The organism is Celeribacter ethanolicus (assembly GCF_001550095.1).
GTDB classification, from domain to species: Bacteria; Pseudomonadota; Alphaproteobacteria; order Rhodobacterales; family Rhodobacteraceae; genus Celeribacter; species Celeribacter ethanolicus.
Genome location: NZ_LRUC01000036.1, coordinates 102,557 through 127,305, shown reverse-complemented (window position 1 = coordinate 127,305; position 24,749 = coordinate 102,557). Strand labels below are relative to the sequence as shown.

The following is a 24,749-nucleotide window of genomic DNA, read 5'->3' as shown; positions in this document are numbered from 1 at the left end:
TCATCGCCAGGGACGCGTATCGCAGGTGCCGGGCACCCAGTCCTTGGCGCCAGGACCGTCGGAGCAGTCGATCTGGCCTTTCGACATCGCCTGATCGCCGATGAACGTGCCCTTCTTGATCCTGCACCCCGTCGTCTGCATCGCCGCAGTTTCCATCTGCGTCAGGATCAGCCTGCGCGAGGGCGGCGGGAAGACCATGTTGACGCGATGCACCTCGACACAATTGCGGGTTTCTTCGGTATAGACGCGATAGCTGTTGCCGCCGATCTCCACCGGATAAAACCCCGCGCGGGAATACCCCAGAGCGGGACTGTCCGCGACACAGCCGGTGAGAAGGAACAGGGTCAGGAGCACAAAGATCGGTTTCATGCCGACAGCTTCGCCCGACATGGTTAACGAAGGATTAACGCCGGTTCGAGGGGCGCGACAACCGGAGCCTCACGCGACCCGCCGCTTATGCCATGGGTTCAGCTAAAACGACTGCTCGCCACCGCGCTTCGGGTCGAGCATATTGGACGGACCGCGTTCCAGCACCTCGACCTCATCGCCGAGAACGATGCTGCCTTCTTCTTCGACGACCAGATTCTGGCCGAAGATGATCTTACCCGTGACCGCGCGGTGAAGGCGCCCCAGCGTCGCAAGCGGTTCACGCGGATGGGTCTGCTCGCCGGTCTGCGGATCCTGGGTGATCATGACACAGCGCTCGCAGGGCTTGACCACACGAAACACCGCAGAGCCGATGCGGATCACCCGCCAGGTGTCCTCGGACCAGGGCTCGATATCGCCGGCGATCACGACATTGGGGCGAAACCGCTGCATCTCCACCGGTGCGGCCAGTTCCGCGTTCAGCTCCGCCAGAGAGGCCATCGTGGTCAAGAGCAGCGGATAGCCATCGGAGAAGGCTGTGAAATACCCCTCGCCAGCATAGGCGCGGGACACCGGACGGCGGGCCGTCTCGGGAAACCATACGAGTCGCACCTCGCGTTCGAGCGCGGAGGACAGGAAATGCGAAGCGTAATTGCCCGCATCCTCGACACCCTCGATCAGGCAGGAAAACACCTTGACCGAACTCGGCGCACCGGAGGGGAAAGGCACATCGAGACGAGCGCCTTCAAAGGAAATCGAAATGCCATAGGAGGTGCAAACCGCGCTCAGATGTGCCATGCGCGGCAATTCCCGACGCGTCGCAACGATCCCGTTCGGATAGACAACCGCCCAGCGCCGATCGCCTTCGATGCCGATCGGCTGAACCTTGACGGCGGCATGATCCGACCCGGTCAGACTCTTGACCGGATAGGTTGTGATACGCGCCAGCTTCATTGTCCCCCCGATCAACAGGTTGCCATGCGGTCAACACCTAACGCTTTGTTTGCGGAAGGGCCAGTTGCCTCAAAAGACAGGCGGGATTTCATCAATGGCGCCCTTGCATTCGGCGCATTCTCGCCGATCCATTTCGTCGCGCGGCGTTTTGACATGTGTCCAGAATATATCTTTTCCCGAAAATACATTCGACAAACGGAATATATCTCAGGAGACCCTCATGAAACCGACACGTGCAGCGGACCATTACGTCCCGACGTACTTCCTCGCCTCGCTCGGCGCCGGTGGCCTCTCTGTCACCTTCTTCATGTATCTCATGTTCTGGGTGCCCCATCCGGGCCGCCCGGTGCCGGTGTTCGAAGACATTCTCACCGCCTTTTCCACCGGTGCCCTGCCGATGAAAATCGCCATTCTGGTGGCCTGGCTCGGCATTGCCGTCTTCGTCTTTCTCAACCTCAAATACCTGATCTGGAACCTCGGCCAATATGCGGCGCTTAAGAAAACCGAACGGTTTCAGGCGCTGCGCAATTCGAATGCGGAATCGACCATGCTGGCGATGCCGCTGGCACTCGCCATGTCGGTCAACGCGCTCTTCGTGGCGGGCATGGTCTATGTGCCGGGGCTGTGGCCCGTGGTGGAATATCTCTTTCCCTTCGCGATGATCGCCTTCGGTATCATCGGCTGGATCGCGCTGTCGATCATCGGCGATTTTCTCGGGCGGGTACTCGCCAAGGGTGGTGTGTTCGATGTGACATCGCATAACTCCTTCGCCCAGATGCTGCCAGCCTTCGCACTTTCCATGGTCGGCGTGGGCTTTGCCGCTCCTGCCGCCATGTCGCATGTGCCGTGGATCGTGGCGACCGGGCTTGTGCTTTCGACCTTCTTCGCGGTCGCGGCCCTGATCTATGCGCTGGTTGCACTGACCACGGCCTTCAACTCGATGCTGCACTACGGCACGCATGAGGAATCCGGCCCGACGCTTCTGATCGTGATTCCGATCGTCACCATCCTGTCGATCCTGTTCATGCGTCAGGCACACGGGCTGCACACGTTCGAGGGCCATTCCGATCCGGCCAGCACGATGATGTTCCTCGCCCGCATGCTGTCGCTTCAGGTTGTCTTTCTAGGCCTCGGCCTCGTCGTTTTGAAACGTCAGGGCTATTTCAAGGATTTCGTCTTCGGGTCGAAAACCTCTCCCGGCTCTTATGCTTTGGTCTGTCCGGGGGTAGCGCTTTCGGTGCTGATCCAGTTTTTCGTCAACGCCGGTCTGGTGCAGGCCGGGGTGATCGAAAAATTCAGCGTGATCTATTGGGCGATCACCGCCATCGCCTTTGGCTTCCAGTTCGCCATGATCGCGCTGGTGTTCCGCCTGAATGCCCAGCATTTCAGTCGCACGCAGGCGACGCCGGTTCCGGCAGAATAAAGCCTCGCGATCTGACGGGAAGGGCGCATCCGTGAGGGGTGCGCCTTTTTCATGTCCGCTATGCCTGATTTGCCCGGCCTTGTGTGCTTGCAGCGCGCCCGCAAGCGCGTAAAACTGCCTCCGCGTCATCCGGCGCAGCAACGAGGCACGCACATGATCCTGCATTTCGGCATTCTCCTCGGGTTTCAGCTTGTCGGTGAAATCCTCGCCCGCTCTTTTTCCTTGCCCCTGCCCGGCCCGGTGATCGGCATGGTTCTTCTGGCCATCCTGCTTCTGACCCGCCCCCGTGTTGGTCCGGCAATCGAAAAAACCGCAAGCGGACTGCTGTCGCATCTCTCGCTTCTGTTCGTGCCTGCGGGGGTCGGCATCGTGCAATATCTCGACCAGATGTCCACCATCGGCCTACCTCTGGCCGCCGCCCTCGTCGGATCGACGGTGCTCTCCATCGCGGCGGGAGCGCTGACGTTCAAATTCGTCAACCAGGCGCGTGGCTACAAGGATGAGCGGCAAAATGACTGAGATCCTAGACATCTGGAGCTATCTCTCCACCAGTCCGCTTTTGTGGCTGACGCTGACGCTTCTGGCTTATCTGATCGGACTCGGCGCGTTCAACCTTTCGGGGAACCGCCCTTTCGTGAACCCGGTGCTGATCTCGATGATCCTGCTGTCGACACTGTTGGTGACCACCAAGACCAGCTACACGACCTATTTCGAAGGCGCGCAATTCGTCCACTTCCTGCTCGGGCCGGCCACGGTGGCACTCGCCGTGCCGCTTTGGAAGAACTGGCAGCGGATCAAGAAAAGCGCCCTGCCGATGTTGGCTGCTCTCGTGGTCGGCGGACTCGTTGCCATGGTCTCGGCCACCGCCATCGGCTATGCTTGCGGGCTCAGAGGCGAGGTCTTGCTGTCGCTCGTACCCAAGGCGGTGACCTCGCCAGTCGCCATCGGTGTGTCCGAGACCATCGGCGGGTTGTCGACCCTGACCGTCGCTTTGGTCCTGATCACCGGAGTGATCGGCGCTGTCGTCACGACACCCCTTCTCAACCTCATCGGAGTGCGCGACTATCGGGCACGCGGCTTTGCCACCGGTGTGGCCGCGCACGGCATCGGCACGGCGCGCGCGTTTCAGGTCGATGGCACGGCGGGCGCGTTCGCCGGGATCGGCATGGTGCTCAACGCGATTTTCACCTCGTTGATCGCACCGATCTTCGTACAACTGTTTTTCTGACCGGGAGGACACATGTCAGACCAGAACGACCTTGACCGCCACGCCGCCAAGATGGCCAAGAAAAAGGCTGCCCGCGACAAGATCATGGCCACCAAGACCGATCAGAAGGGGCTGATCATCGTCCATACCGGCAAGGGCAAGGGCAAAAGCTCCGCCGCCTTCGGGATGATTTTCCGCTGTATCGCGCATCGGATGCCTTCTGCCGTGGTGCAATTCATCAAGGGCGGCATGGACTGTGGTGAGCGCGATCTGATCACAGAACATTTCTCTGACATCTGCCAGTTTTACACGATGGGTGAGGGCTTTACCTGGGAGACGCAGGACAAGGCCCGCGACATCGAAATGGCGAAAGCTGCGTGGGAGAAGGCCAAGGAGCTGATCCGCGATCCGGAGAACCGCATGGTGTTGCTCGACGAGATCAACATCGCGCTGCGTTATGACTATCTCGATGTGCAGGAGGTGGTGGATTTCTTCACCACGGAGAAACCGCCCCTGACCCATGTCGTCCTGACCGGGCGCAACGCCAAGGAGGAGATCATCGAGATCGCCGATCTGGTGACCGAGATGGAACTGGTGAAACACCCGTTCCGCTCCGGCGTGAAAGCGCAACAGGGGGTGGAGTTCTGATGCTCAAACTTCTCGGCATCTCGGGCGCGCTGCGGGCCGCCTCGACCAATACGAAACTCATGCATGAGGCGGTGCGGCTCTTTGGGCCCTGCGAGTTCACCGAGGCCAACCTGCGCCTGCCGCTTTATGACGCCGATCTGGAAGCAGAGGGCATTCCGTCCGAGGTCATGGTGCTGGCTGAGCAGATCCGCGATGCCGATGCGGTTGTGATGTCGACGCCGGAGTATAACAAGATGATCCCCGGTCTTCTCAAGAATGCCCTCGACTGGGTGAGCCGCACCGGGGTGAAACCCTGGGAGGGCAAACCCGTCGCGATCATGTCGGCGGCGGCGGGACGCGCGGGCGGGGAGCGCTCGCAATATAGTCTTCGCTGGGCGTTGACCCCGTTCAACGCACATCTGTTGCAAGCGCCGGAGGTTCTGGTGGCCGACAGCTCGCATGCCTTCGACCCTCAGGGGCGGTTGATCAATGAGCGCACCGTGGCCGGGCTTGAAAAGCTCATGACCGCCCTGCGTGAGGCCGCGTCAAAGCCGGTTTGACAGCTCAATCAGATTGCCGTCCGGGTCGCGCAGATAGATCGACAAAAGCGGCCCGGTCGCGCCGGTGCGGCTGACCGGACCTTCCTCGACGGAAATTCCTTTGTCCGACAGATGCCGCATCCAGTCGGCCACAGGCATATCCGTCAAAAAACACAGATCGCTCGAGCCCGCCTGCACATGGGCGGCTTTCGGTTCGAATTCCTGCCCGGCCTGATGCAAGTTGATCTTTTGCGCCCCAAAGCGCAGCGCATGGCGCGTGGTGCCATCGGACGGGTGGAATTTTTCCGACTCCATGCCCAGCGCCTCGGTGTAAAACGCCACGGTCGCCGGGATGTCGGCCACGGTCAGCACGAGGTGATCGAGAGAGGTCACTTTCATAGGCTCGCCTCCACGCGGAACTCTTCCGGAACAGCGTCGCGCCCCTCCAGCACAAGGTCAATCAAAACCTGTGCGGCAAGCGGCGCCATGCCATAGCCGATCTTGAACCCCCCGTTGGCGATGAAATGTCCCGCGCGTTCGGGCCATCCCCCCAGCATCGGCGCGCGGGATTTGGCACGCGGGCGTACCCCGGCCCAGCGGCGAATCTCGGGCGCATCCCGGAGTGCAGGCACGGTGTCGCGCGCGCGTGCCAAAAGCGCGTCGGCTTGCGCGTCCGTGGCGTCGGAACTGTCGAACTCGCGCTCAGACGTAGACCCGATCGCCGTGGTGCCGTCGGCATGCGGGATGACATGCAGGCTCTCGCCGTAAAGCTGCGGCGCTTCGGGGAGCGGCAACTCCAAAAGGATCGCCTGCCCCTTCACACCATTGCCGACCTCTTTGCCGAACGCCTCATTGAGCGCGCGGAGCCCCCACCAGCCGGAGGCATGGATCACCGCGCCCTCTTCGGGGCCTTCTGTGGCGACCTCGCCCCCCAATGCCGTGATCGCGGCGGCAAGCGAGGCGCAGGCCCGCCATGGGTTGAGCCGCGCCGAAAGCGTGTCGTGAATAAGATACCCGGTCGGGCTGATCGGCGCCCAATAGCCCGTCTCGCCCTGCGTCACGACACGCCACTCGGCCTTACCCTGCCAAAGCTCTTTTGCCTGATCTTCGCGCTCGCGGGCGAGTTGCAATTGGCGCTCGTCCTTGATGGCTTGCACGCGGCCCAGATTGCCATAGCCCGAAGACACGCCCCCCGTGGCTTCGACCTCCGGCCAATGGCTGCGCGCCAGGATCAGGCTTTGGAACTGAAATTCCTTCTTGGCATTCCAGCGCTCCGGCGTGTGCGGCGCAAGCGCCCCGACGATGCCACCCGAGGAGCCATGACCGACACCGTAAGGGTCGATCACCCGCACCTTCGCGCCGCGTTTCGCCGCCTCAAAGCCGCAGGACAGACCAAAGGCGCCCGCGCCATAAATCGTGATTTCCGCTCTGCCCATCTGCGTTTTTACCCGTTGCAAGTGACCACCGCTCAAAGCATGGTCTGCCAAACCCGCCCTCTCATAAGCCATCCCATGACCAACAACCAGACCGGCCACCAGATTGGCGGCCAGACAGCCAACATCGAATGGCGCGACGGGCAAATCCCCGTTTCGACCCGGTTCGACGACCCCTATTTCTCGCTCGGCAACGGGCTTGAGGAAACGCGACATGTTTTCCTTTCGGGCAATAACCTTCCCGCGCGGCTTCGGGACGGCTTTCAGATTGCTGAACTGGGTTTTGGCACCGGGCTCAACATGCTGGCACTGGCGCTGATCTGGCATGGGCCGAGCCTGGTACGGTTTACCTCGTTCGAGGCCTTCCCGATGACCGCCCCCGATATTGCCAAGGCACTTGCGGCCTTCCCTGAGGCCGAGGCGATTGCAGAGCCATTTCTCACCGCATGGGCGGAGGGCAAACGTGCCTTTCGGTTGGGGCAGATTGAAGTCGAGGTCAAAATCGGCGATGCGCGCGAGACGCTTGCCGGGTGGGACGGTCAGGCGGATGCCTGGTTCCTTGATGGGTTTTCTCCTGCGAAAAACCCCGAACTTTGGGGTGAGGAACTGATGCGTGAGGTCGGGCGTCACACAGCACAGGGCGGCACCTTCGCGACCTATACGGCGGCCGGCCATGTGCGCCAGAAACTCAGCGACGCGGGGTTCACCGTCGAACGCACGGCAGGCTTCGGGCGCAAACGCCACATGAGCCGCGGTATGAAAGCATGACGAACCAGACCCCGGCGCTCGGCATCTGGCTGATGGTCGCCGCGACCTTCATCTTTGCGATGCAGGACGGTATCTCCCGCCATCTCGCAGGGACGTATAACGTCTTCATGATCGTGATGATCCGCTATTGGGTCTTCGCAGGGTTTGTCCTGTTACTCGCGGCCCGCAAGGGTCGGCTCACCTCTGTGCTGCGCTCGGCGCGTCCGCGCCTGCAATTCTTTCGCGGTGCGCTTCTGGCCTTTGAAATACTGATCATGGTCACCGCTTTCGTCCGCATGGGGCTGGTGGATGCGCCCGCGATCTTTGCCGCCTACCCGCTTTTGATCACCGCGCTGTCCGGGCCGGTGCTGGGTGAACATATCGGCTGGCGGCGGTGGGCCTCGGTCGCGGTCGGGTTCATCGGCGTGATGATCATCATCCAGCCGGGCAGCGGCGTGTTTTCCCTCAACGCGGTCTTCCCCATCGCAGCCGCCTTCTGTTTTGCGCTCTACGGGCTTCTCAACCGCTATGTCGCGCGCTTCGACAGCGCCGATGTCACCTTTGTCTACACCGGCATCGCGGGGGCCGTGGTCACGACACTGATCGGCGTCTGGTACTGGCAGGCGATGCTTCCCACGGACTGGCTCTGGATGGGTCTCCTGTGCGTAACCTCGATCTCTTCGCATTACCTGCTGATCAAGGCCTATGAGCTGTCCGAAGCTTCCGCGATCCAGCCCTTTGCCTATCTGCAACTGCCGTTTTCCGCCATTCTCAGGCTGTTCGTCTTTGGCGATGTGATCCGCAACAATGTGGTGATCGGCGCGGCGGTCGTCGTGGCCGCCGGTGTATTCACCTTTCTGCGTGCCCGTCAGGTGCGGGGCGCTTAACCCCTTGAGGCTTAACGGGCCGCCAGTTCCTTCGACAGATGGATCGGCCCGGTCTCCCCGTGCAGGCGCGCGCGGTAAACCGGTAGACTTTCGGCCACACGCATCACGTAATTGCGGGTCTCGCGGAAGGGCAGATGTTCGATCCAGTCAACCGGATCGACCTTGCCCGTGCGGGGATCGCCATAACGGGTGATCCAGTCGCGGGCGCGCGACGGACCGGCGTTGTAGCCCACTGCGATCAGCATGACGTTGTTGCCGAATTCCTCTTCGAGCTGCGCCAGATAGGCGGAGCCGAGGCGTGCGTTGATGATCGGATCGAAAAGCTGACCGTCAGTATAGTCCTCAACCCCCAGCTTTTCCGCCATCGCGGCCCCGGTGCGTGGCATGAGCTGCATCAGCCCGCGCGCCCCGACGTGGCTCTGCGCCATGGGGTAGAATTCGCTTTCGCGCCGGGCAATGGCCATGGCAAGCTCCGGTTCGACCGGAAGATCGGCCTTCGCAAGCGCATGCAGCGGATAATAGGCGCGATTGAGCACGATGCCCTGATCGGCGGCGAATTTCGCCACCAGAACCGCAAGGTAGGGATCGTGATCGAGCGCCAGATCGCCCAATTGCCCCAACTCCTGCGGCGAGAGGCTTTCGCCCAGATGACGCATGAAACGCGCGGATTGCGGCAAATCGCCGGCCTCTTCAAGCAACAATGCGGCCTTGAGCACCGAGGATCCCATGAAGGACGCCTGTTTGTAATCGGCAAAGCGCATCTCACCGGTCAGGGCCGGATCGAGAGAACGACCGATTTTCTCGGCGGACAGAAGCCCGTAGAACGACGTCTGAAACTGCGCGCCAAAGGCATAGGCGGCGACGGCATCATCCTTGGCCCCCATCGCCTCAAGCGCCCGGCCCTCCCAATAGCCCGCACGGCCAAGGGAAATCGGCGTGCTCACCGCCATGCGAAACCGGTTGAAATGATCGAGCGCCTTTCCCGGCTCCTTGAGATACCGCAGCGCGACATAGCCCGCGAGCCATTCGAGATCGGCATAGTCGCTTTGATCCGGGGTCAGCCCGTGACGGGCGGCGACCGTATAGGCAATCTGCTCCTTGCCGTCGCGCATCATCTGACGCGCAAGCATGCGGCGCCGGTCGCTCCAGACCTCGGGCTTGCCCAAGCCCTCGGGCGTCGATTGTTGCAGCAAAAGCGTCACCGCATCCTCGTTGCGCCCTCTGCGCACCCGCCATTCGAACCGCGCATGGGCCAGAACCGGGTGATCGGCGAGACTTGCGGGGACGGCGGAAATCGCCTCGTCCACGCCCGCCTCGTCGCGCACCAGAACGGCGGTGGCGGCGATGAGTTTGTCCCAGCCCGCGGGCAGGTTTGGCACCATCCGCTCTGCGTCCCGGAACCGGTCCCGCCAAAGCAGCATCTCGGTGCGCGCCACATGGGAAGATTTCAGGATCGAGCCATAGCGCGCCAGAAGGGCCTGCTCCTCCTCCGCCTTCAAGGCCAGCGTGTTCCAGACCAGCGCCGCTTCGGCCTGGGCATCCGCGGACTGGCCAAGCGCCTCATAGGCCGCGATCAGACGCAACGCACCCGCGCCGGTTTGCGGCGGATAGGCGGTGAGATAGTCGATCACCGCGCGCGGATCGGCATCGGCGGGGATCGCCGCCTCGCCCTTTTCCGCCAGAAGCGGCAGGCCGGGCCAATCGGCATGACGTTTCAGGAAATCGCGATATTCCGCAAACGTCCCCCGACCCGCACGCAGATACTGCCAGTCGATGATGTCCCGCCCGATGCCGCGCGCCTCTTCGCGTGCAAGGGACCAATTGCCCTCCGCCCGTGCCGCATTGGCCCGCGACAGCGCATCCGATTCGGGCGACGCCGCGGCGGACATGGCGGAAAAAGCTGCAAATACAAATACGTAAGCCGTCTTCATGGCGGACTTCTGAAACATGATCGGGTCTGGACCTTCGGGATATCTTGTGGGGACTGCTCGGTTTTTCCCAAGGATGAACGCGCGCGCGGGGGACAGCAACACAGATTCTTGTGAACCGCGCCGAAGGCGGCTAGTTTCCGCCGGAACTTTCACGGGCGACTCAGGGCAAAATGCCTTGGGGCCCTTACTGCGAAAAGGAGCGTACGATGTTCAAAGGATCCATTCCTGCACTGGTGACGCCGTTCAAGAACGGCGAGCTGGATGTCGATACGCTCAAACGTCTGGTCGAATGGCATATCGCCGAGAGCTCATCGGGCCTCGTCCCCGTCGGCACCACGGGTGAATCCCCCACGCTCAGCCATGCCGAGCACCAGAAGGTGATCGAGATCGTCGTCGACACCGTCGCCGGTCGTATTCCGGTGATCGCGGGTGCCGGGTCGAACAACACCGCCGAGGGTCTGAACCTGATCCGGCATGCCGCAAAAGTCGGTGCGGACGCCGCCCTCGTGGTGACGCCCTATTACAACAAACCGACGCAGAAAGGCCTGATCGCGCATTTCACCGCAATGCATGACTCCGCCGACCTGCCGATCGTGATCTACAACATTCCGGGCCGTTCCGTGATCGACATGACCACAGCGACCATGGCGGAGCTTGCGAAACTGCCGCGTATCGTCGGCGTCAAGGATGCCACCGGCGATCTCTCGCGCGTGGCGAAAACCCGTATCGCCTGCGGGCCGGAGTTCTGTCAGCTCTCCGGCGAGGATGCCACGGCGCTTGGGTTCAACGCCCATGGCGGTGTCGGCTGTATCTCCGTGACCGCCAACGTCGCGCCGAAGCTTTGTGCCGAGATGCAGGCCGCGACACAGGCGGGCGATTACGCAACCGCGCTCGAGATCACCGACAAGCTGATGCCGCTGCACCTGGCGATCTTCCTTGAACCCGGTGTATGCGGCGCGAAATACGCGATGTCGCTTCTGGGACTGTGCTCCGACGAGGTACGCCTGCCGCTCACGCCGCTGTCGGATGAGACCAAAGCCGCGATCAAGGCGGCGATGGAACACGCCGGGCTGCTCTGAGCCTCGACACATTCGAATCGGAAAGGGGCCCTTTGCGGCCCCTTTTCGTTACATATGTCGGCTTTCGATCTGGGTGCGCCGCACATGGCGCAGCACTTCCATCAGAAGCGCGGTCATCATGCCGATGTTCAAAAGCCCGTTGGTTGCGGCAAAACCACTGAGAAGGCGCCATTTTTCCGGCAAGAGCAAATCGCCAAACCCCAGCGTCGTGAAGGATTCGAGAGAGAAATACAGCGCCTCCTCGAAATGCACGAACAGCCCGAGAGAACGAAAGGCGATGGCCCAGATCCACACCCCCGCCGTGATCATCCAAAGCACGGCCAGCACGGCACCGAACAGCACGAGCGCCAATTTCGGACGATGCGGTTCACGGATCAGCCAAGTGTGTGCCCGTTGCAGTACCAGTTCGAGCATCAGAAACCCCAAGGCGGCCACGAAGACCGACAGGAGAATAAGGCCGCTTCCGACAAGTATTTGGAGAAACATGGGGGCTCCGGTCATATTTCGTCGTGTTTTGCCAGATTTCCCCCTGCCGGACCAGTGGACAGATCGCCGCCGAACGCCTATCTGACGTTCCACTATGGCCAAGAAAAAACAGACCCCGGAAGAAAAGAACTACAAGGTGATCGCCGAGAACCGGCGCGCGCGCTACGACTATGCCATCGAGGATGACATAGAATGCGGCATCGCGCTCACCGGTTCCGAGGTCAAATCGCTGCGCACCGGGCAATCCAACATCGCCGAAAGCTATGCCTCGGTCGACGATGGCGAGCTTTGGCTGACCAACGCCTATATCGCGCCCTATGAACAGGCGATGTTCCCGCATGAAGAACGCCGCAAGCGCAAGTTGCTGGTGTCCCGGCGCGAGTTGGCCCGGCTTTGGCAGGCCACCGGGCGTCAGGGCATGACCCTCGTGCCGCTGGTGATGTATTTCAATCATCGCGGCAAGGTGAAGATCAAACTCGGCATCGCCAAGGGCAAGAAGAACGTCGACAAGCGCGAAACCGAAGCGAAACGCGACTGGGGCCGTCAGAAGCAACGGCTTTTGCGCCACGGCGACTGAGCGGTTTTTACGCCCGCACGGCATTTTGTGTCCCGGCAAACCGCCTGTGCTCATTGCATCGCTTGCACCCGTAAGCCGGTAACGCTAAGGCAGGAACGACTGTCTTCAGGACCGAAAGAGGTCACATGCCCGAGAGCGATCCGAAAACACTGGTGTCCACCGCCTGGCTTGCCGAAAACCTCAAGGCGCCGGAGTTGCGGCTCATCGACGCCAGTTGGTACATGCCCGCAGACAACCGCGATTGCCGCGCCGAATACGAGCGCGAACACATTCCCGGTGCGCGGTTTGTCGACATCGACGAGGTGGCCGATCTGCGGTCGAGCCTGCCGCATATGTTGCCGCCGGTGGAGAAATTCATGTCCCGCATGCGCGCGCTTGGCATCGGCGACGGACATCAGGTTGTGGTCTATGACACCTCCGGCATCTTCTCCGCGCCGCGCGTCTGGTGGATGTTCAAATATTTCGGCCAGGACAATGTGGCCGTTCTGGACGGCGGCCTGCCGAAATGGAAATCCGAAGGCCGTCCGGTCACCGACATCCCGCCCGTGATCCGCGACCGCCACATGGTGGTCGAGGAACGCCCCGAGCTTGTGCGCGATGTGACCCAGGTGGCCGCCTCTTCCAAACTCGGCGATTACGTCATTATCGACGCGCGTTCGTCCCGCCGGTTCAAGGGCGAAGAGCCGGAACCGCGCCCCGGCCTTGCCTCCGGCCATATCCCGAATTCCCGCAACGTGCCGTTTCCGGAGGTTCTGAACCCCGATGGCACATTGAAATCCAATGAGGCGCTGCGCCGTATTTTCGAAAACGCGGGCGTCGATCTGAACAAACCGGCGATCACCACCTGCGGGTCGGGGGCGAGCGCCGCTATTTTGGGCCTCGCGCTCACCCGTCTCGGCGTGCCTTTCTCGCTTTACGACGGGTCCTGGGCGGAATGGGGTATGTATGGCGACCTGAAAGTCGCAACTGGAGACGCGTAATGCTGAACAACCTGAAGCCGCAACCGGCGGATAAAATCCTTCAACTGATGCAGTTCTACCGCGAAGATCCGCGCGAGACCAAGATCGACCTTGGCGTCGGCGTCTACAAGGACGCGACCGGCCACACGCCCATCATGCGCGCGATCAAGGCGGCTGAGAAACAGCTCTGGGACGAGGAAACCACCAAGAGCTACACCGCACTCTCCGGCGATCCGGCCTTTGGCGCCGCGATGAAGACCATGGTTCTTGGCGACAGCGTGGATCACGCCCGCGTTGGCGCAATCGCGACCCCCGGCGGCACCGGTGCGGTGCGTCAGGCGCTTGAGCTCGCCAAGCTCGTCGATCCGGAGACCACCGTCTGGACCTCGAACCCGACCTGGCCGAACCATGTGTCGATCATCAAGTTCATGAAGCTGAACCACGCCGAATACGCCTATTTCGACGAGGCCTCCTGCACCGTCGATTTCGATGCGATGATGGACAGCCTCAAGGCGCTGAAAGCGGGCGATGTGGTGTTGCTGCATGGCTGCTGTCACAACCCGACGGGCGCGAACCTGACGCTCGAACAATACGGTCTGGTGGCCGATCTGATCGCCGAGAAAGGCGCGACCGCGCTTGTGGACATCGCCTATCAGGGCTTTGGCGACGGGCTTGAGGAGGACGCGGCGGCGACCCGTCTTCTGGCCTCCAAACTGCCGGAACTTCTGGTGGCGTCTTCCTGTTCGAAAAACTTCGGCATCTACCGCGAGCGCACCGGCTGCCTGATGGCGATCTCCGAGACAGCCGAGCAGACCCCGGTGACCCAAGGGACGCTCAACTACCTGAACCGTCAGAACTATTCCTTCCCGCCGGATCACGGCGCGCGTCTGGTGTCGATGATCCTCACCGACGAAGCGCTCAAGGCCGACTGGATGGCAGAACTCGAAGAAGTCCGCCTCGGGATGCTGGGGCTGCGCCAACAGCTCGCCGACGAGCTGAAACGCCTGACCAACAGCGACCGGTTCGATTTCATCGCCCGTCACCGCGGCATGTTCTCCCGCATCGGCGCTTCCCCGGAAGAGGTTCTCAAAATGCGCGAAGACTTCGGCATCTACATGGTCGGCGATTCGCGGATGAACATCGCGGGCCTCAATGCCGAGACCGTGCCGCTTCTGGCCGCTGCGATCGCCAAGACCTGCAAATAAGCACATGCAAAAATTTACGGTCAAAAGCGCGCTTCGGCGCGCTTTTTTCATATCTTCCGTGCTAAATTAAATGTGTCGCATCGCGTCACGATAAGATGACTTTTAAATGCAACTTATTCGCATATGTCTGGATACCGGACAGAACCACCAAAAGGAAACGCTATGAAAACCGAAACCAACGATGGGCTGACCTTCGAGACCTGGACCGTGGACGAGGTCGCCAAGGCTTTCGACGCCAACGAGATTGCCGTGATCGACGTGCGCACCCCGCAGGAATATGCCTTCGAACATATCGAAGGCGCGCTGCTGATGCCGCTGTCTTTCTTCTCCGCCGAGAAATTGCCGTCGCAGGAAGGCAAACGCATCATCTTCCATTGCGGCTCCGGCGTCCGCTCCGGCAAGGTCGCCATGGCCTGTGCCGCCGCAGGCATCAGCCCGGTCGGCCACATGGAAGGCGGCTTCGGCGCCTGGAAAGCGGCGGGCAAGGCCTACACCGGCACCGACATGGCAACCGGCGCGCCGAAAAAGGTCCCGGCCCAGTAAGAACCTCCCCCCCTGTCATTCAGACGAGCGCTCTCCGGGGCGCTCGTTTTCGTTTAACCGGGAAAAGCCTCCGCCATGGCCCGATCGAACTCTGCCCAGGAAATCGTCGCCTTGTTGCCTGCGTAGCCATGGTAATGCGACTTGCCCGACGTGGTCGGCAACCCGGCCCAGATCCGCGCCAGATTGTTCATGAAGCGCTGCCGGGTGATCTCGCCCGCGCGCAGTTCGTAAATCCCGGCATCGGCCAGCAGGATATCGGCCAGACGGTCCTGCACGGCAGGGGTAAAGATCACCTCCGGCCCGAGATCCAGTTCGGTGACCAGTGACGCCAGTGTCGAAGGAATGAACTGGTAGTAACCGATAGCATGAGGCTGGCCGGGCGTGGCGTCGATCCAGGCGAAAATCTCACCCAGCGTCATTTGCGTCGGTTTCTTCGCAGGCCTGCGCGTCGCCCCGTGCTGCACCGCATCGTAGCCGTCACGTGGACTTTCCGCCCGCCCGATCAAGGCGCGGATGCGAAGAATATCCGCAGACGCATGCATGACACCGCGAATGCGCGCACGGTCATCCGGGCGCGGCGGCAGAGGCTCGAAGAAACTGCCCTCCGCCCGTCCGGCAAACAGGCTCGGCCCAAAACTCTCCGCGCCGTTCAAAGGCGTGGACAGCGGCTGCGGCAGGCTGGCGACAAGAGGCTGGCGCTCGAGATCCCAGGCCTGCCCGCTGGGCCGCAACAGGGACACCGGCTCGGCCAGCAACGTATGCGGCCAGAGCAGAATGATCACCAGCAGAACGCACGTTTTGCGCGACATCGGGTCCTCGACGTTTTGAAAGGGTCGACGACCGGTCTAGGTCAGCTTGGTTGAGAAATCGTTAGGACCAAACTCCGGGCCTGAAAGAGGAGACATGAAAAAGCCCGGGCGCTTGTGACGCCCGGGCCTGTTTTTCAGACTGAGGAAGGGATCAGCCTTTGTAGAACTCCGGATAGGCTTCCATGCCAAGCTCGCCTTTGTCGAGACCCATGATCTCTTCTTCTTCGGAGACGCGGATGCCCATGACCATTTTCAGGATGAACCAGACGATGGCGGACACCACGAAGGTGAAGACACCGACGATCGCGATGGAGATCAACTGACCGCCAAGGGTGGCATCGGGGTTGGTGAAGACCACGGCGATGGTGCCGTAGATACCGCAGAAGAGGTGGACCGGAATGGCGCCGACGACATCGTCGATTTTCAGCTTGTCGAGCAGCGGCACGGCGAAGACCACGATGATACCGCCCACGGCACCGATCAGGGTAGCTGCACCCAGGGTCGGGGTCAGCGGTTCGGCGGTGATGGACACGAGACCGGCCAGCGAGCCGTTGAGCACCATGGTGAGGTCGACCTTGCCGTAGACAAGCTGGGTCACGATCAGAGCGGCAATCGCACCACCGGCAGCCGCGGTGTTGGTGTTCGCGAAGATGCGAGAGATGTCAGCCACGTTGCCAGCAGTGTCCATGTAGAGTTGGGAACCGCCGTTGAAACCGAACCAGCCGAGCCACAGGATGAACGTACCGAGCGTTGCGAGCGGCAGGTTGGAACCCGGGAAAGCGGTGACTTTGCCGTCTTTGTACTTGCCGATACGCGGACCGAGGATGAGGGCACCGGCCAGAGCGGCCCAGCCACCCACGGAGTGCACGACGGTGGAGCCAGCGAAATCGAGGAAGCCGTAGTTCGCATCGAGGAAACCGCCGCCCCATTTCCAGGAGGCCTGGATCGGGTAGATGAAGCCGGTGAGAACCACGGTGAAGACCAGGAACGGCCACAGTTTGATGCGCTCAGCGAGGGTCCCGGACACGATGGACGCGGTGGTGGCACAGAACATCAACTGGAAGAAGAAGTCGGAACCGACGGAGGCATAGGTCAGGTCGGTGTCGGGGGAACCGCCCACCGGCTCAAGCACGGTCATCGAGAAGGCGCCGAGCACGTTGGTGATGGACCAGGCATCGCCCGGGTACATCAGGTTGTAACCGATGATGTAGTACATCACGGCGGCGATCGCGAAGAGCGCGATGTTCTTGGTCAGCTGCATCGCCACGTTCTTGGAACGCACGAGCCCGGCTTCGAGCATGGAGAAGCCCGCGCCCATCCACATCACCAGGAAACCGGTGACGAGGAACATGAAAGTGGTGAAGATATAGCCGATTTCTTCGTTCGGCGGCGTCATGTCGGCCGCCATTTCGGCCTCTTGCGCAAACCCCATGGCCGGCAGCGCGACGAGCGCGGCGGCAAGGGGAAGATATTTGGTGAGTTTCATCTGTCTCAAGTCCCTTTCGTTTCGGGTAAGCGCGATTAGATCGCGTCGTCGTTGGTCTCGCCGGTACGGACGCGGGTCGCGCCTTCCACGTCGAGGACAAAAATCTTGCCGTCGCCGATCTTGTCGGTCTTGGCGGTGGTTGCGATGGTCTCCACCACCTGATCGGCCATGGCGTCGGCCACGACGATTTCGAGCTTCACCTTCGGCACGAAGTTCACGGCATATTCTGCGCCGCGATAAATCTCGGTGTGACCGGACTGCGAGCCAAAGCCCTTGATCTCCGTCACCATCATGCCGCGCACACCGATACCGGTGAGTGCTTCGCGGACTTCTTCAAGCTTGAACGGCTTGATTGCAGCAATAATGAGTTTCACGTTTTTCCCCTTCCGTTTGAGCGGGCGGCGTCCGAAAGACAGCCACGGGGTCAGCAAAACGGTGTTCAGAGTTGCTTCACAAGGAATCCGCGCTGGAATCCTGTGTCATTTTCAGGAGCTCCTGCTCAAAGATTATACATTTTGTGCGCGCAGATTAAAAAATGGGCGCAAAATAAAGAGGCAAAGGCGACTCATTTCGTCTTAACTTTCCCCTCAACATCCAGAGGCCAAGTCTTTACACTCACCGCAACCAAGAACGGATCGAGATCGAGCAAGAGACATGACCGGACCAAACCGGGGAAAGCCCAGGCTGGTGGCGGATAGACGCTATCCCGCGACCCAGAAGGCCCAGAAAAAACAGACAAAGCCCAAGGGACCGCAAAAGCCCAGGGCACCGAAAAAACCGCGCGCCAACCGCACGCGCAAGCGGTCGTCCAATATCTTCCTGCGCCTTATCGGCGGCCTCTGGCGGCTGATCTGGATCACCCTCACGCGGGCCGGAATCGCGCTTGCCGTGATCATCGGCATCGCGGTGTTCTACCTTTACTCGAGCCTGCCCCCCTATGACTCGCTTCTGGACGGGCGGGCGCGCGGCTCGGTCACCCTCCTGGATCGCGACGGATCGGTCTTTGCCTGGCGTGGCGAACAATTCGGCGGGCAAATCACCGCCGACACCGTGTCGCCCTATCTGAAAGAGGCGATCGTCGCCACGGAGGACAAACGCTTCTATCGCCATTTCGGCGTCAGCCCGCGCGGCATCGCCTCCGCCATCCGCATCAACCTCTCTGAGGGGCGCGGGCCACTGTCCGGGCACGGGGGATCGACCCTGACCCAGCAGACCGCGAAGCTTCTCTGTCTCGGCGTGCCCTACGATCCGAAGAAGTGGAAGACCCAAACCGAATACGAGGACGACTGCCGGGAAACCACGATTGCGCGCAAGCTCAAGGAAATGGTCTTCGCCATGGCGATGGAGGCGCGCTATTCCAAGAACGAGATCCTGTCGATCTACATGAACCGCGCCTATCTCGGCGCCGGCGCGAACGGCTTCGAAGCCGCCGCCCAGCGCTATTTCGGCAAATCCGCCGCCGAGGTGAACATCTCCGAGGCCGCCATGCTCGCGGGTCTGTTGCAGGCCCCCACGCGTTATGCCCCGACGAACAACCTGCAACGCTCGCAGGAACGGGCGGGGATCGTGCTCCTGCTGATGAACCAGCAGGGCTACATCACGGACGAGGAACGTGCCTATGCCAAGGCCCATCCCGCCGAACTGTCTGAAACGGCGGAAAAACGCGCGGGCGGCTATTTCGCCGATTGGGTGATGGGCGCGGGGCCGGATTTTCTCACCCGCGACACGACCGAGGACGTGGTGATTGAAACCACCTTCGACCAACGCATTCAGGCCGCGGCCGAAGAGGCGCTGATCTGGATTTTCGAGAACAAGGTCCGCGAAGGATCGGAGGCACAGGCCGCCATCGTGGTGATGTCCGCCGACGGCGCGGTCCGCGCCATGGTGGGCGGACGCAAACTCAAGGTTTCGGGCGCCTTCAACCGGGCGACACAGGCGAAACGCCAGCCCGGCTCCTCGTTCAAACCCTTCGTCTATGCCACGGCGCTCGACATGGGCTGGTCCTATGACGATGTGGTGGTGGACGAACCGATCACGCTCAACATCCCCGGCTCCGGCCCCTGGTCGCCGCAGAACTACGACCGCAAGTTCCACGGCGCCGTCACCCTGACCGACGCGCTCAAGCACAGCTACAACATCCCGGCAGTGGAACTGGCGATGGATGCGGGGCTTGAGAACGTGCGGACCGTGGCGTCGAGCTTCGGGATCGAAAGCGATCTGGCGCAAGGCCCGGCTCTGGCGCTCGGCGTGTCGGAAACCACACTGCTGGAGATGACCGGGGCCTATGCCGGGATCCTGAACGGCGGCTCTTCCGTGGCGCCCTACGGTCTCAAATCCCTGCGTCTCAAGGGCGACAACACACCGCTGATGGGGCAGGAAGGCGGGCTTGGCGAGCGGGTCATCACCCCGGACAGTGCCCAGCAACTCATCTACATGATGTATAACGGGGTTCAATCCGGCACCGGTGCGCGGGCACAAATTCCCGGCTATGAGGTCGCGGGCAAAACCGGCACGACGCAGGCCGCGCGCGATGCCTGGTTCATGGGCTTTACCGCCGATTACGTCGCGGGCGTCTGGATGGGATACGACGACAACTCGCCCTTGACCGGGGTAACCGGTGGCGGGCTCCCCGCCGAAATCTGGCAGCGGACCATGGCGCAGGTGCAAAGCGGCCTTGAGCCCAAACCTCTGCCGATGATCCGCCCCGCCGCCCCTCCCACGGTGCAACGTGCGCAACCCTCGGGCAACGGCCAGCGTGGCAACGACAAGGCCGACAACGTGCTGCTCGATCTTCTGGGGGCGATTTTCGGCAACGGCAACTGACAAAAAAACGCGCCTTCCGGGGCGCGTTTTTCCATTCACTCTTTCGGGGGCGGTCAGGCCAGCGATGCCGTCAGCTTGTCGATCGACCCACCGGCCTTGTCGAGCATCGCCCCGATCTCGGCGCGTTCGGATTTCAGAAGCGAAATCCCCTCGATCTGAAGGTCGATGAACTTGCCCGCCTTGTCATGCACGATGAACGAGATGTCGAAGGGGGCTTCGCCCTGCAGGATCGCGGTGCAGCGCACATCGTAGATCGAGTTGATCTTCTGGCTGCTGTTGACTTGGATCTTGCCACCGATGAATTCGCGGAAACGCGAACCGTATTTACGCGCAATATAGGTCTGGAACGCCTTGGTGAAGGCGCTCATCTGCGCCCCCGAGGCAGAGCGGGCGGGCGGGCCGAGCACCGAGCGGGCGATGTTGGGCATGTCGGCATAACGCACCAGCACCTTCTCGAACTCGACATACATCGCCGCTTCGGACCTGCCCGAATTGATGATGGTATTGATGTCCGCCACCGCCTTGCCGATCAGCGCCTCCGCCTGAGACGTGGAAAAGGCCAGCGCCGCGCGGGGCAGCACCAGAGCTGCGCCGAGCGCGCCGAGAGTCATGCGGCGGGTGAACCCGAAGTCACTCATAGAAGTCCTCATAAATATCATAGGTCGCGGCCTGATCCGCCCCCTCTTCGCCCGCGACGATAGGTGTGCCGAGCTCATAGCGGCGATTGTCGAGATAGGTCAGGCGCATCTGCGTATAGCTGTCGGCGCTGTCATACATCAGCGATTCATACAGGTCCGAGTAACGATAACGTGTGTCGGCCAGATCGGCGACTTTCAGCCCCGTCTTGTAGCTCGCCTCCGGGTTGCCCAGAAGGTTGCCCACCGGATCCAGCGCGATATCGACGATCAGGCCGAACGCATCGCGCTCCGTCGACGGCCCGTAGACCGGCAGCACGACATAGGCCCCTTCGCCCACACCCCAAGTGTAAAGCGTCTCGCCGAAATCGGAATCGCGTTCCTCAAGCCCCATCCCCGTCGCCGGATCGAACAGCCCGCCGATCCCCACGGTCGCGTTGACCGCGAAGCGCGCGGTGTTGTGCAGCGCATCCCCCAGTCGCAATTGCAGCACGTCGTTCACCACGGTGCCCGGAATGCTCAGCGTGTCGGAGACATTCGACAGCCCCTTGCGCAGCGGATCGGGCACCACCGTACCATAGGCGGTCGACACAGGTTTGATCACGCTGCGGTCGAGCGCCACGTTGGTCTCGTGCCAGCTGCGGTTCACCTCCTCGTAGGGATCGTTGATCCCGCCCCCTTGCGGCGCGGCGGTACATCCCACCAGCACTCCGAGGGAAAGGACCGCGATCAGCGGCAGGAACCGGGTTTGGAAAACTCGCATCATGGCAGACTTTCGGTTCAGAACGTAACAAGACATTCGCGTCGTGGGTATATGCCCAGATAGTATGACACGAATGAAAGCCCAATATTAACCCTCCGGGTGTTATGAGTCTGTGACATAGTTTCAACAAAGCGTGCACGGTTGCGCAGCCCTCCTGTCAAACCCCGCACATATCGCGAAAACCGGATAAGACAGCCACATGAGTGAACAAAACCGCATCGGACGAGGGGAGTTGATCGACGCCCGCGGAGAATCGCGTGGCCTGTTCTGGGCGGCGGGGCTGTTTTCCGTCTGCATCAACCTTCTGATGCTCACCGGTCCGCTTTTCATGTTGCAGGTCTACGACCGGGTGCTCGGCTCCGGATCCGAGGCCACCCTGCTCGCGCTGTTCTCGATCGTCGGTTTTCTCTACCTGATGATGGGCCTGCTCGACGGCACCCGTGCGCGGCTTCTGTCACGGATCGGGGCACGGTTTCAGAGCGCGCTCGAAGATCGGGTGTTCCACGCCGCTCTGGGTCATGCCGCACTGACCCCGCGCGAGGCAGGCAAGAGCCGCGCCATGGATCAGCTCTCCGCCCTGCGCCGGTTTTTCGGCTCCACGGCCTTTGCCGCGCTTTACGATCTGCCGTTCACCCCGATCTTTCTTCTGGGGATTTCTCTGTTTCATCCCTATCTCGGACTTCTGGCCACGGGAGGAGGTGCGGTTCTGGTCGCCGTTGCCCTCTGGCATCGCAGCCTCGCCAGACCCGCAAAGGACGCGATGATCCGCGCCGAAGCCGAAGCCAGCCAGACCGCCAGAAGCATGGGTGCATCCGCCGAGGCGCTCACCGCCCTTGGCATGCGCGAGGCCGCCTATCGGCGCTGGCTCAGGATGCGCGACACGGCCCTTGAAAAGACGGTCATCAGCGAGGACACGACCCACGGTTTCGCCGCCGCCTCCCGCACGCTGCGCCTGTTCCTGCAATCCGCCATACTGGCCATGGGGGCCTGGCTGGTGCTCGAACGTCAGGTCACACCGGGCGCAATGATCGCCAGCTCCATTCTGCTGGGCCGGGCGCTGCAACCGGTTGACCTTCTGATCGGACAATGGACCATCGTGCAACAGGCACAGCGTGGCTGGTCAGATCTTTCCGAGCTTCTGGGGAAGACGCCCCAAGCGAAGCCGCGCACCGAACTACCGCGACCTCATGCACAGCTAACGGTGTATCAGCTCTTCGTCATGCCCCCGGGCCAGCACCAAGCCGCGCTCCGGATGATCGGTTTCGATCTCGCCCCCGGCGAAGCGCTTGGCGTCATCGGCCCCTCGGGTGCCGGCAAGTCGACATTGGCGCGCGCCCTGACCGGGGTCTGGCAACCGGCCAGCGGCTCGATCCGGCTCGATGGCGCGACGCTGTCGCATTATGCCCCCGAAGCGCTCGGCAATTACATCGGCTACCTGCCGCAACAGGTGCAGCTTTTCGACGGCACCATCGCCGAGAACATCGCCAAACTGTCGTTGAGCCCCAATGCCGAGGCCGTCGTTGCTGCCGCGAAAAAAGCCGATGCGCATGATTTGATCCTGTCGCTGCCCGAGGGGTACGACACGCCGGTCGCTTCGGCAGGCGGGCTTCTGTCCGGTGGGCAGATGCAGCGCATCGGCCTGGCCCGCGCCTTTTACGGCGACCCGGTGATCGTCATTCTCGATGAGCCGAACGCCAACCTCGACAACACCGGTTCTCTGGCGCTGAACGCCGCCATCCGCCGCCACAAGAAGGACGGCGGCGCCGTGCTGATCATGGCGCACCGGCCTTCGGCGATTCAGGAATGCGAAAAGCTCCTCGTGCTGGATGGCGGCATGCGCCGTGCCTTCGGCCCGCGCGATCAGGTGCTGTCCGACATGGTGAAGAATTCCACCGAGATTCAGAAAGCCCGCACAGAGGCCGGGCCCCGAAGCGGCCCGACCTCCGGCATGGGGGGCGTGCAATGACCCCATCCACGGCCTGGCCCGCCCGCCGCATCGTGCTCTTCGGCCTGTTCTGTGTCACGCTCTTGCTCGGCGGCTTTGGTGGCTGGACTATTTTCGCCCGGATCGACGGGGCCGTCGTCGCTTCGGGTCAGGTGCAGGTCGAACAGAATCGACAAGCCGTGGCGCATCGCGACGGCGGGGAGGTGGCCGCCGTACATGTCTCCGAAGGGGACCCTGTGACCATGGGAGCGCTTCTGATCTCGCTGTCACCGGACGAATATCTCAGCGACCTAGCCCTGATCGAAACCCAGCTTTTCGAATATATCGCCCGCGCCGCGAGGCTTGAGGCCGAACGAGACGGGGCGGATACGCTGACCCTCGCACCGGAACTCGTGGCACGTATGGCGGAGGACCCGCAGGTGGCCCGTTCGGTGACCGGTCAGCGCGATCTGTTCACCGCACGGCGCGAGACCGCCCGCGCGGAAATCGACCAGCTCGGCAAACAACGCAGCCAGATCGAAGTGCAGATCGGCGGGCTTGGCCGCCAGAAAGCCGCCCTCTCCAAACAGCTTGACTTGCTCGAAGAAGACCTTGCCGCGCAAAATGCCCTGCTCGACCGCGGGCTGACCCAGCAAAGCCGGGTGATCGGGTTGCGCCGGGATGCGGTGAGCCTCGCCGCCGAAATCGGCCGCATCGACACGTCCGAGGCACAGGCACAGGTGCAGATCACCGAAATCGAGTTGCAAATCCTCAAGGCGGCCAGCGACCGGCGCGAAAGCGCCATCACCGAGCTGCGCGACATTCAGGCCGAGATCGGCAGCCTGCGCGAGCAACGCAGCGCGCTTGAAGCGCGGCTCGCCCGGCTCGACATCCGCGCCCCGGTGGCGGGCGTGGTCTATGGCCTGACGGTCTTCGGCCCCGGCGCCGTGGTACAACCCGCACAGCCCGTGCTGTTCATCGTGCCACAGGATCGTCCACTGATCATCACCGCCAGCATCAGCCCGACCCATGTCGATCAGGTCTACCCCGGACAACCGGTGCGGCTGCGCTTTACCTCCTTCGACCGCCGCGCGACGCCCGAGCTCGAAGGTCAGGTCATGCGCATCTCGCCGGACGCCTTCACCGACGAGGCCACGGGCGCGCGGTATTACCGTGCCGACATCCATATCCCCGAGGACCAGCGCGCCCGCTTGCCCGAAGGCTCCGTGCTCATTCCCGGCATGCCGGTCGAGGCCTATATGGCGACCGGAGAACGCTCGCCCATCGCCTATCTGACGAAACCGCTCACCGATTATTTCACCCGCGCCTTCCGCGAAGACTGAGGG

General features: G+C 62.0%; 26 protein-coding genes. 15 read left to right on the top strand and 11 right to left on the bottom strand.

Annotated elements, in window-relative coordinates:
• Positions 1-369 carry a hypothetical protein gene (locus tag NH195_RS13585; RefSeq protein WP_155846178.1) on the bottom strand — a complete coding sequence of 123 codons (369 nt, stop codon included), beginning with the start codon at positions 367-369 and terminating at the stop codon, positions 1-3.
• A 102-nt stretch (positions 370-471) separates the two neighbouring features.
• Positions 472-1,320, bottom strand: coding sequence for an MOSC domain-containing protein (locus NH195_RS13580; protein WP_066707883.1), 849 nt, complete (start codon positions 1,318-1,320; stop codon positions 472-474).
• A 220-nt stretch (positions 1,321-1,540) separates the two neighbouring features.
• Here NH195_RS13580 and NH195_RS13575 point away from each other — a divergent pair, with 220 nt between their 5' ends.
• The 5 genes from NH195_RS13575 to NH195_RS13555 all read left to right on the top strand — a co-directional run bounded on the left by NH195_RS13575 (position 1,541) and on the right by NH195_RS13555 (position 5,137).
• Complete coding sequence (locus NH195_RS13575) at positions 1,541-2,743, top strand: TsoY family (seleno)protein (protein ID WP_066707875.1); 1,203 nt, start codon at positions 1,541-1,543, stop codon at positions 2,741-2,743.
• 153 nt (positions 2,744-2,896) lie between these two features.
• A complete protein-coding gene (locus NH195_RS13570; RefSeq protein WP_066707873.1) occupies positions 2,897-3,262 on the top strand; it encodes a CidA/LrgA family protein in 366 nt (121 codons plus the stop codon).
• Positions 3,255-3,971 (top strand): LrgB family protein, encoded by a 717-nt coding sequence (locus tag NH195_RS13565; RefSeq protein WP_066707871.1) that lies wholly within the window; start codon positions 3,255-3,257, stop codon positions 3,969-3,971. Before NH195_RS13570 ends, NH195_RS13565 begins: the two co-directional genes overlap by 8 nt.
• 12 nt (positions 3,972-3,983) lie before the next feature.
• Positions 3,984-4,598 (top strand): cob(I)yrinic acid a,c-diamide adenosyltransferase, encoded by a 615-nt coding sequence (cobO, locus tag NH195_RS13560; protein ID WP_066707869.1) that lies wholly within the window; start codon positions 3,984-3,986, stop codon positions 4,596-4,598.
• Complete coding sequence (locus NH195_RS13555; RefSeq protein ID WP_066707867.1) at positions 4,598-5,137, top strand: NADPH-dependent FMN reductase; 540 nt, start codon at positions 4,598-4,600, stop codon at positions 5,135-5,137. Before cobO ends, NH195_RS13555 begins: the two co-directional genes overlap by 1 nt.
• Here NH195_RS13555 and NH195_RS13550 read toward each other — a convergent pair.
• Both NH195_RS13550 and NH195_RS13545 read right to left on the bottom strand, forming a co-directional pair.
• Positions 5,123-5,515: a VOC family protein gene (locus NH195_RS13550; protein ID WP_066707864.1), complete on the bottom strand. Its 393-nt coding sequence runs from the start codon at positions 5,513-5,515 to the stop codon at positions 5,123-5,125. The two genes, NH195_RS13555 and NH195_RS13550, sit on opposite strands and share 15 nt — an antisense overlap.
• Positions 5,512-6,552, bottom strand: a complete 1,041-nt coding sequence (locus NH195_RS13545; protein ID WP_066707861.1) for an NAD(P)/FAD-dependent oxidoreductase — start codon at positions 6,550-6,552, stop codon at positions 5,512-5,514. The genes NH195_RS13550 and NH195_RS13545 overlap by 4 nt, the downstream gene beginning before the upstream one ends.
• Positions 6,553-6,627: 75 nt before the next feature.
• Here NH195_RS13545 and mnmC2 point away from each other — a divergent pair, with 75 nt between their 5' ends.
• Positions 6,628-7,317: a tRNA (5-methylaminomethyl-2-thiouridine)(34)-methyltransferase MnmC2 gene (gene mnmC2 / locus NH195_RS13540; RefSeq protein ID WP_066707858.1), complete on the top strand. Its 690-nt coding sequence runs from the start codon at positions 6,628-6,630 to the stop codon at positions 7,315-7,317.
• Complete coding sequence (locus NH195_RS13535) at positions 7,314-8,183, top strand: DMT family transporter (RefSeq protein ID WP_066707855.1); 870 nt, start codon at positions 7,314-7,316, stop codon at positions 8,181-8,183. The genes mnmC2 and NH195_RS13535 overlap by 4 nt, the downstream gene beginning before the upstream one ends.
• A gap of 11 nt (positions 8,184-8,194) precedes the next feature.
• Here NH195_RS13535 and NH195_RS13530 read toward each other — a convergent pair whose 3' ends face one another.
• Positions 8,195-10,132: a lytic transglycosylase domain-containing protein gene (locus tag NH195_RS13530; protein WP_066707853.1), complete on the bottom strand. Its 1,938-nt coding sequence runs from the start codon at positions 10,130-10,132 to the stop codon at positions 8,195-8,197.
• A gap of 188 nt (positions 10,133-10,320) precedes the next feature.
• Between NH195_RS13530 and dapA the strand changes: the two genes are divergently transcribed.
• Positions 10,321-11,193 carry a 4-hydroxy-tetrahydrodipicolinate synthase gene (dapA, locus tag NH195_RS13525; RefSeq protein WP_066707850.1) on the top strand — a complete coding sequence of 291 codons (873 nt, stop codon included), beginning with the start codon at positions 10,321-10,323 and terminating at the stop codon, positions 11,191-11,193.
• A gap of 48 nt (positions 11,194-11,241) precedes the next feature.
• Here the strand turns inward: dapA and NH195_RS13520 are convergent, their stop codons facing one another.
• Positions 11,242-11,679, bottom strand: a complete 438-nt coding sequence (locus tag NH195_RS13520) for an ion channel (protein WP_066707846.1) — start codon at positions 11,677-11,679, stop codon at positions 11,242-11,244.
• Between the two features lie 94 nt (positions 11,680-11,773).
• Here NH195_RS13520 and smpB point away from each other — a divergent pair, with 94 nt between their 5' ends.
• The 4 genes from smpB (at position 11,774) to NH195_RS13500 (ending at position 14,963) form a co-directional block, all read left to right on the top strand.
• Entirely contained in the window at positions 11,774-12,256 is a 483-nt protein-coding gene (smpB, locus tag NH195_RS13515) for an SsrA-binding protein SmpB (protein WP_066707837.1), read from the top strand.
• A 125-nt stretch (positions 12,257-12,381) separates the two neighbouring features.
• Positions 12,382-13,236, top strand: a complete 855-nt coding sequence (gene sseA, locus NH195_RS13510) for a 3-mercaptopyruvate sulfurtransferase (RefSeq protein ID WP_066707835.1) — start codon at positions 12,382-12,384, stop codon at positions 13,234-13,236.
• Entirely contained in the window at positions 13,236-14,420 is a 1,185-nt protein-coding gene (locus NH195_RS13505) for an amino acid aminotransferase (RefSeq protein WP_066707833.1), read from the top strand. Before sseA ends, NH195_RS13505 begins: the two co-directional genes overlap by 1 nt.
• Positions 14,421-14,582: 162 nt before the next feature.
• Positions 14,583-14,963: a rhodanese-like domain-containing protein gene (locus NH195_RS13500; protein ID WP_066707830.1), complete on the top strand. Its 381-nt coding sequence runs from the start codon at positions 14,583-14,585 to the stop codon at positions 14,961-14,963.
• Between the two features lie 53 nt (positions 14,964-15,016).
• On the opposite strand, the gene NH195_RS13495 is transcribed toward NH195_RS13500, so the two are convergent.
• The 3 genes from NH195_RS13495 to NH195_RS13485 all read right to left on the bottom strand — a co-directional run bounded on the left by NH195_RS13495 (position 15,017) and on the right by NH195_RS13485 (position 17,632).
• Complete coding sequence (locus NH195_RS13495) at positions 15,017-15,772, bottom strand: lysozyme family protein (RefSeq protein ID WP_066707827.1); 756 nt, start codon at positions 15,770-15,772, stop codon at positions 15,017-15,019.
• A gap of 151 nt (positions 15,773-15,923) precedes the next feature.
• Positions 15,924-17,258 (bottom strand): ammonium transporter, encoded by a 1,335-nt coding sequence (locus NH195_RS13490; protein WP_066707824.1) that lies wholly within the window; start codon positions 17,256-17,258, stop codon positions 15,924-15,926.
• A 35-nt stretch (positions 17,259-17,293) separates the two neighbouring features.
• Positions 17,294-17,632, bottom strand: coding sequence for a P-II family nitrogen regulator (locus NH195_RS13485; RefSeq protein ID WP_066708050.1), 339 nt, complete (start codon positions 17,630-17,632; stop codon positions 17,294-17,296).
• Between the two features lie 280 nt (positions 17,633-17,912).
• Here NH195_RS13485 and NH195_RS13480 point away from each other — a divergent pair, with 280 nt between their 5' ends.
• Positions 17,913-20,081 (top strand): transglycosylase domain-containing protein, encoded by a 2,169-nt coding sequence (locus NH195_RS13480; RefSeq protein WP_066707820.1) that lies wholly within the window; start codon positions 17,913-17,915, stop codon positions 20,079-20,081.
• A gap of 53 nt (positions 20,082-20,134) precedes the next feature.
• Here the strand turns inward: NH195_RS13480 and NH195_RS13475 are convergent, their stop codons facing one another.
• Positions 20,135-20,719, bottom strand: coding sequence for an MlaC/ttg2D family ABC transporter substrate-binding protein (locus NH195_RS13475; RefSeq protein ID WP_066707817.1), 585 nt, complete (start codon positions 20,717-20,719; stop codon positions 20,135-20,137).
• Complete coding sequence (locus tag NH195_RS13470) at positions 20,712-21,482, bottom strand: MlaA family lipoprotein (RefSeq protein WP_238379761.1); 771 nt, start codon at positions 21,480-21,482, stop codon at positions 20,712-20,714. Before NH195_RS13470 ends, NH195_RS13475 begins: the two co-directional genes overlap by 8 nt.
• Positions 21,483-21,678: 196 nt before the next feature.
• On the opposite strand from NH195_RS13470, the gene NH195_RS13465 reads away from it, so the two are divergent.
• On the top strand, positions 21,679-23,445 hold the full coding sequence (locus NH195_RS13465; protein WP_066707815.1) for a type I secretion system permease/ATPase: 1,767 nt from the start codon (positions 21,679-21,681) through the stop codon (positions 23,443-23,445).
• On the top strand, positions 23,442-24,746 hold the full coding sequence (locus NH195_RS13460; RefSeq protein ID WP_066707813.1) for an HlyD family type I secretion periplasmic adaptor subunit: 1,305 nt from the start codon (positions 23,442-23,444) through the stop codon (positions 24,744-24,746). The genes NH195_RS13465 and NH195_RS13460 overlap by 4 nt, the downstream gene beginning before the upstream one ends.
• Positions 24,747-24,749: the final 3 nt, after the last annotated feature.

What these genes read in the sequence shown, in the direction of transcription:
- NH195_RS13475 (WP_066707817.1), bottom strand. Translation starts at nt 20,719, where the DNA reads ATGAGTGACTTCGGGTTCACCCGCCGCATGACTCTCGGCGCGCTCGGC.
- NH195_RS13550 (WP_066707864.1), bottom strand. Translation starts at nt 5,515, where the DNA reads ATGAAAGTGACCTCTCTCGATCACCTCGTGCTGACCGTGGCCGACATC.
- NH195_RS13495 (WP_066707827.1), bottom strand. Translation starts at nt 15,772, where the DNA reads ATGTCGCGCAAAACGTGCGTTCTGCTGGTGATCATTCTGCTCTGGCCG.
- sseA (WP_066707835.1), top strand. Translation starts at nt 12,382, where the DNA reads ATGCCCGAGAGCGATCCGAAAACACTGGTGTCCACCGCCTGGCTTGCC.
- NH195_RS13465 (WP_066707815.1), top strand. Translation starts at nt 21,679, where the DNA reads ATGAGTGAACAAAACCGCATCGGACGAGGGGAGTTGATCGACGCCCGC.
- NH195_RS13570 (WP_066707873.1), top strand. Translation starts at nt 2,897, where the DNA reads ATGATCCTGCATTTCGGCATTCTCCTCGGGTTTCAGCTTGTCGGTGAA.
- NH195_RS13565 (WP_066707871.1), top strand. Translation starts at nt 3,255, where the DNA reads ATGACTGAGATCCTAGACATCTGGAGCTATCTCTCCACCAGTCCGCTT.
- NH195_RS13545 (WP_066707861.1), bottom strand. Translation starts at nt 6,552, where the DNA reads ATGGGCAGAGCGGAAATCACGATTTATGGCGCGGGCGCCTTTGGTCTG.
- NH195_RS13585 (WP_155846178.1), bottom strand. Translation starts at nt 369, where the DNA reads ATGAAACCGATCTTTGTGCTCCTGACCCTGTTCCTTCTCACCGGCTGT.
- NH195_RS13480 (WP_066707820.1), top strand. Translation starts at nt 17,913, where the DNA reads ATGACCGGACCAAACCGGGGAAAGCCCAGGCTGGTGGCGGATAGACGC.
- NH195_RS13470 (WP_238379761.1), bottom strand. Translation starts at nt 21,482, where the DNA reads ATGATGCGAGTTTTCCAAACCCGGTTCCTGCCGCTGATCGCGGTCCTT.
- NH195_RS13530 (WP_066707853.1), bottom strand. Translation starts at nt 10,132, where the DNA reads ATGTTTCAGAAGTCCGCCATGAAGACGGCTTACGTATTTGTATTTGCA.
- smpB (WP_066707837.1), top strand. Translation starts at nt 11,774, where the DNA reads ATGGCCAAGAAAAAACAGACCCCGGAAGAAAAGAACTACAAGGTGATC.
- NH195_RS13575 (WP_066707875.1), top strand. Translation starts at nt 1,541, where the DNA reads ATGAAACCGACACGTGCAGCGGACCATTACGTCCCGACGTACTTCCTC.
- NH195_RS13535 (WP_066707855.1), top strand. Translation starts at nt 7,314, where the DNA reads ATGACGAACCAGACCCCGGCGCTCGGCATCTGGCTGATGGTCGCCGCG.
- NH195_RS13460 (WP_066707813.1), top strand. Translation starts at nt 23,442, where the DNA reads ATGACCCCATCCACGGCCTGGCCCGCCCGCCGCATCGTGCTCTTCGGC.
- dapA (WP_066707850.1), top strand. Translation starts at nt 10,321, where the DNA reads ATGTTCAAAGGATCCATTCCTGCACTGGTGACGCCGTTCAAGAACGGC.
- cobO (WP_066707869.1), top strand. Translation starts at nt 3,984, where the DNA reads ATGTCAGACCAGAACGACCTTGACCGCCACGCCGCCAAGATGGCCAAG.
- NH195_RS13490 (WP_066707824.1), bottom strand. Translation starts at nt 17,258, where the DNA reads ATGAAACTCACCAAATATCTTCCCCTTGCCGCCGCGCTCGTCGCGCTG.
- NH195_RS13500 (WP_066707830.1), top strand. Translation starts at nt 14,583, where the DNA reads ATGAAAACCGAAACCAACGATGGGCTGACCTTCGAGACCTGGACCGTG.
- NH195_RS13520 (WP_066707846.1), bottom strand. Translation starts at nt 11,679, where the DNA reads ATGTTTCTCCAAATACTTGTCGGAAGCGGCCTTATTCTCCTGTCGGTC.
- NH195_RS13505 (WP_066707833.1), top strand. Translation starts at nt 13,236, where the DNA reads ATGCTGAACAACCTGAAGCCGCAACCGGCGGATAAAATCCTTCAACTG.
- NH195_RS13555 (WP_066707867.1), top strand. Translation starts at nt 4,598, where the DNA reads ATGCTCAAACTTCTCGGCATCTCGGGCGCGCTGCGGGCCGCCTCGACC.
- NH195_RS13580 (WP_066707883.1), bottom strand. Translation starts at nt 1,320, where the DNA reads ATGAAGCTGGCGCGTATCACAACCTATCCGGTCAAGAGTCTGACCGGG.
- mnmC2 (WP_066707858.1), top strand. Translation starts at nt 6,628, where the DNA reads ATGACCAACAACCAGACCGGCCACCAGATTGGCGGCCAGACAGCCAAC.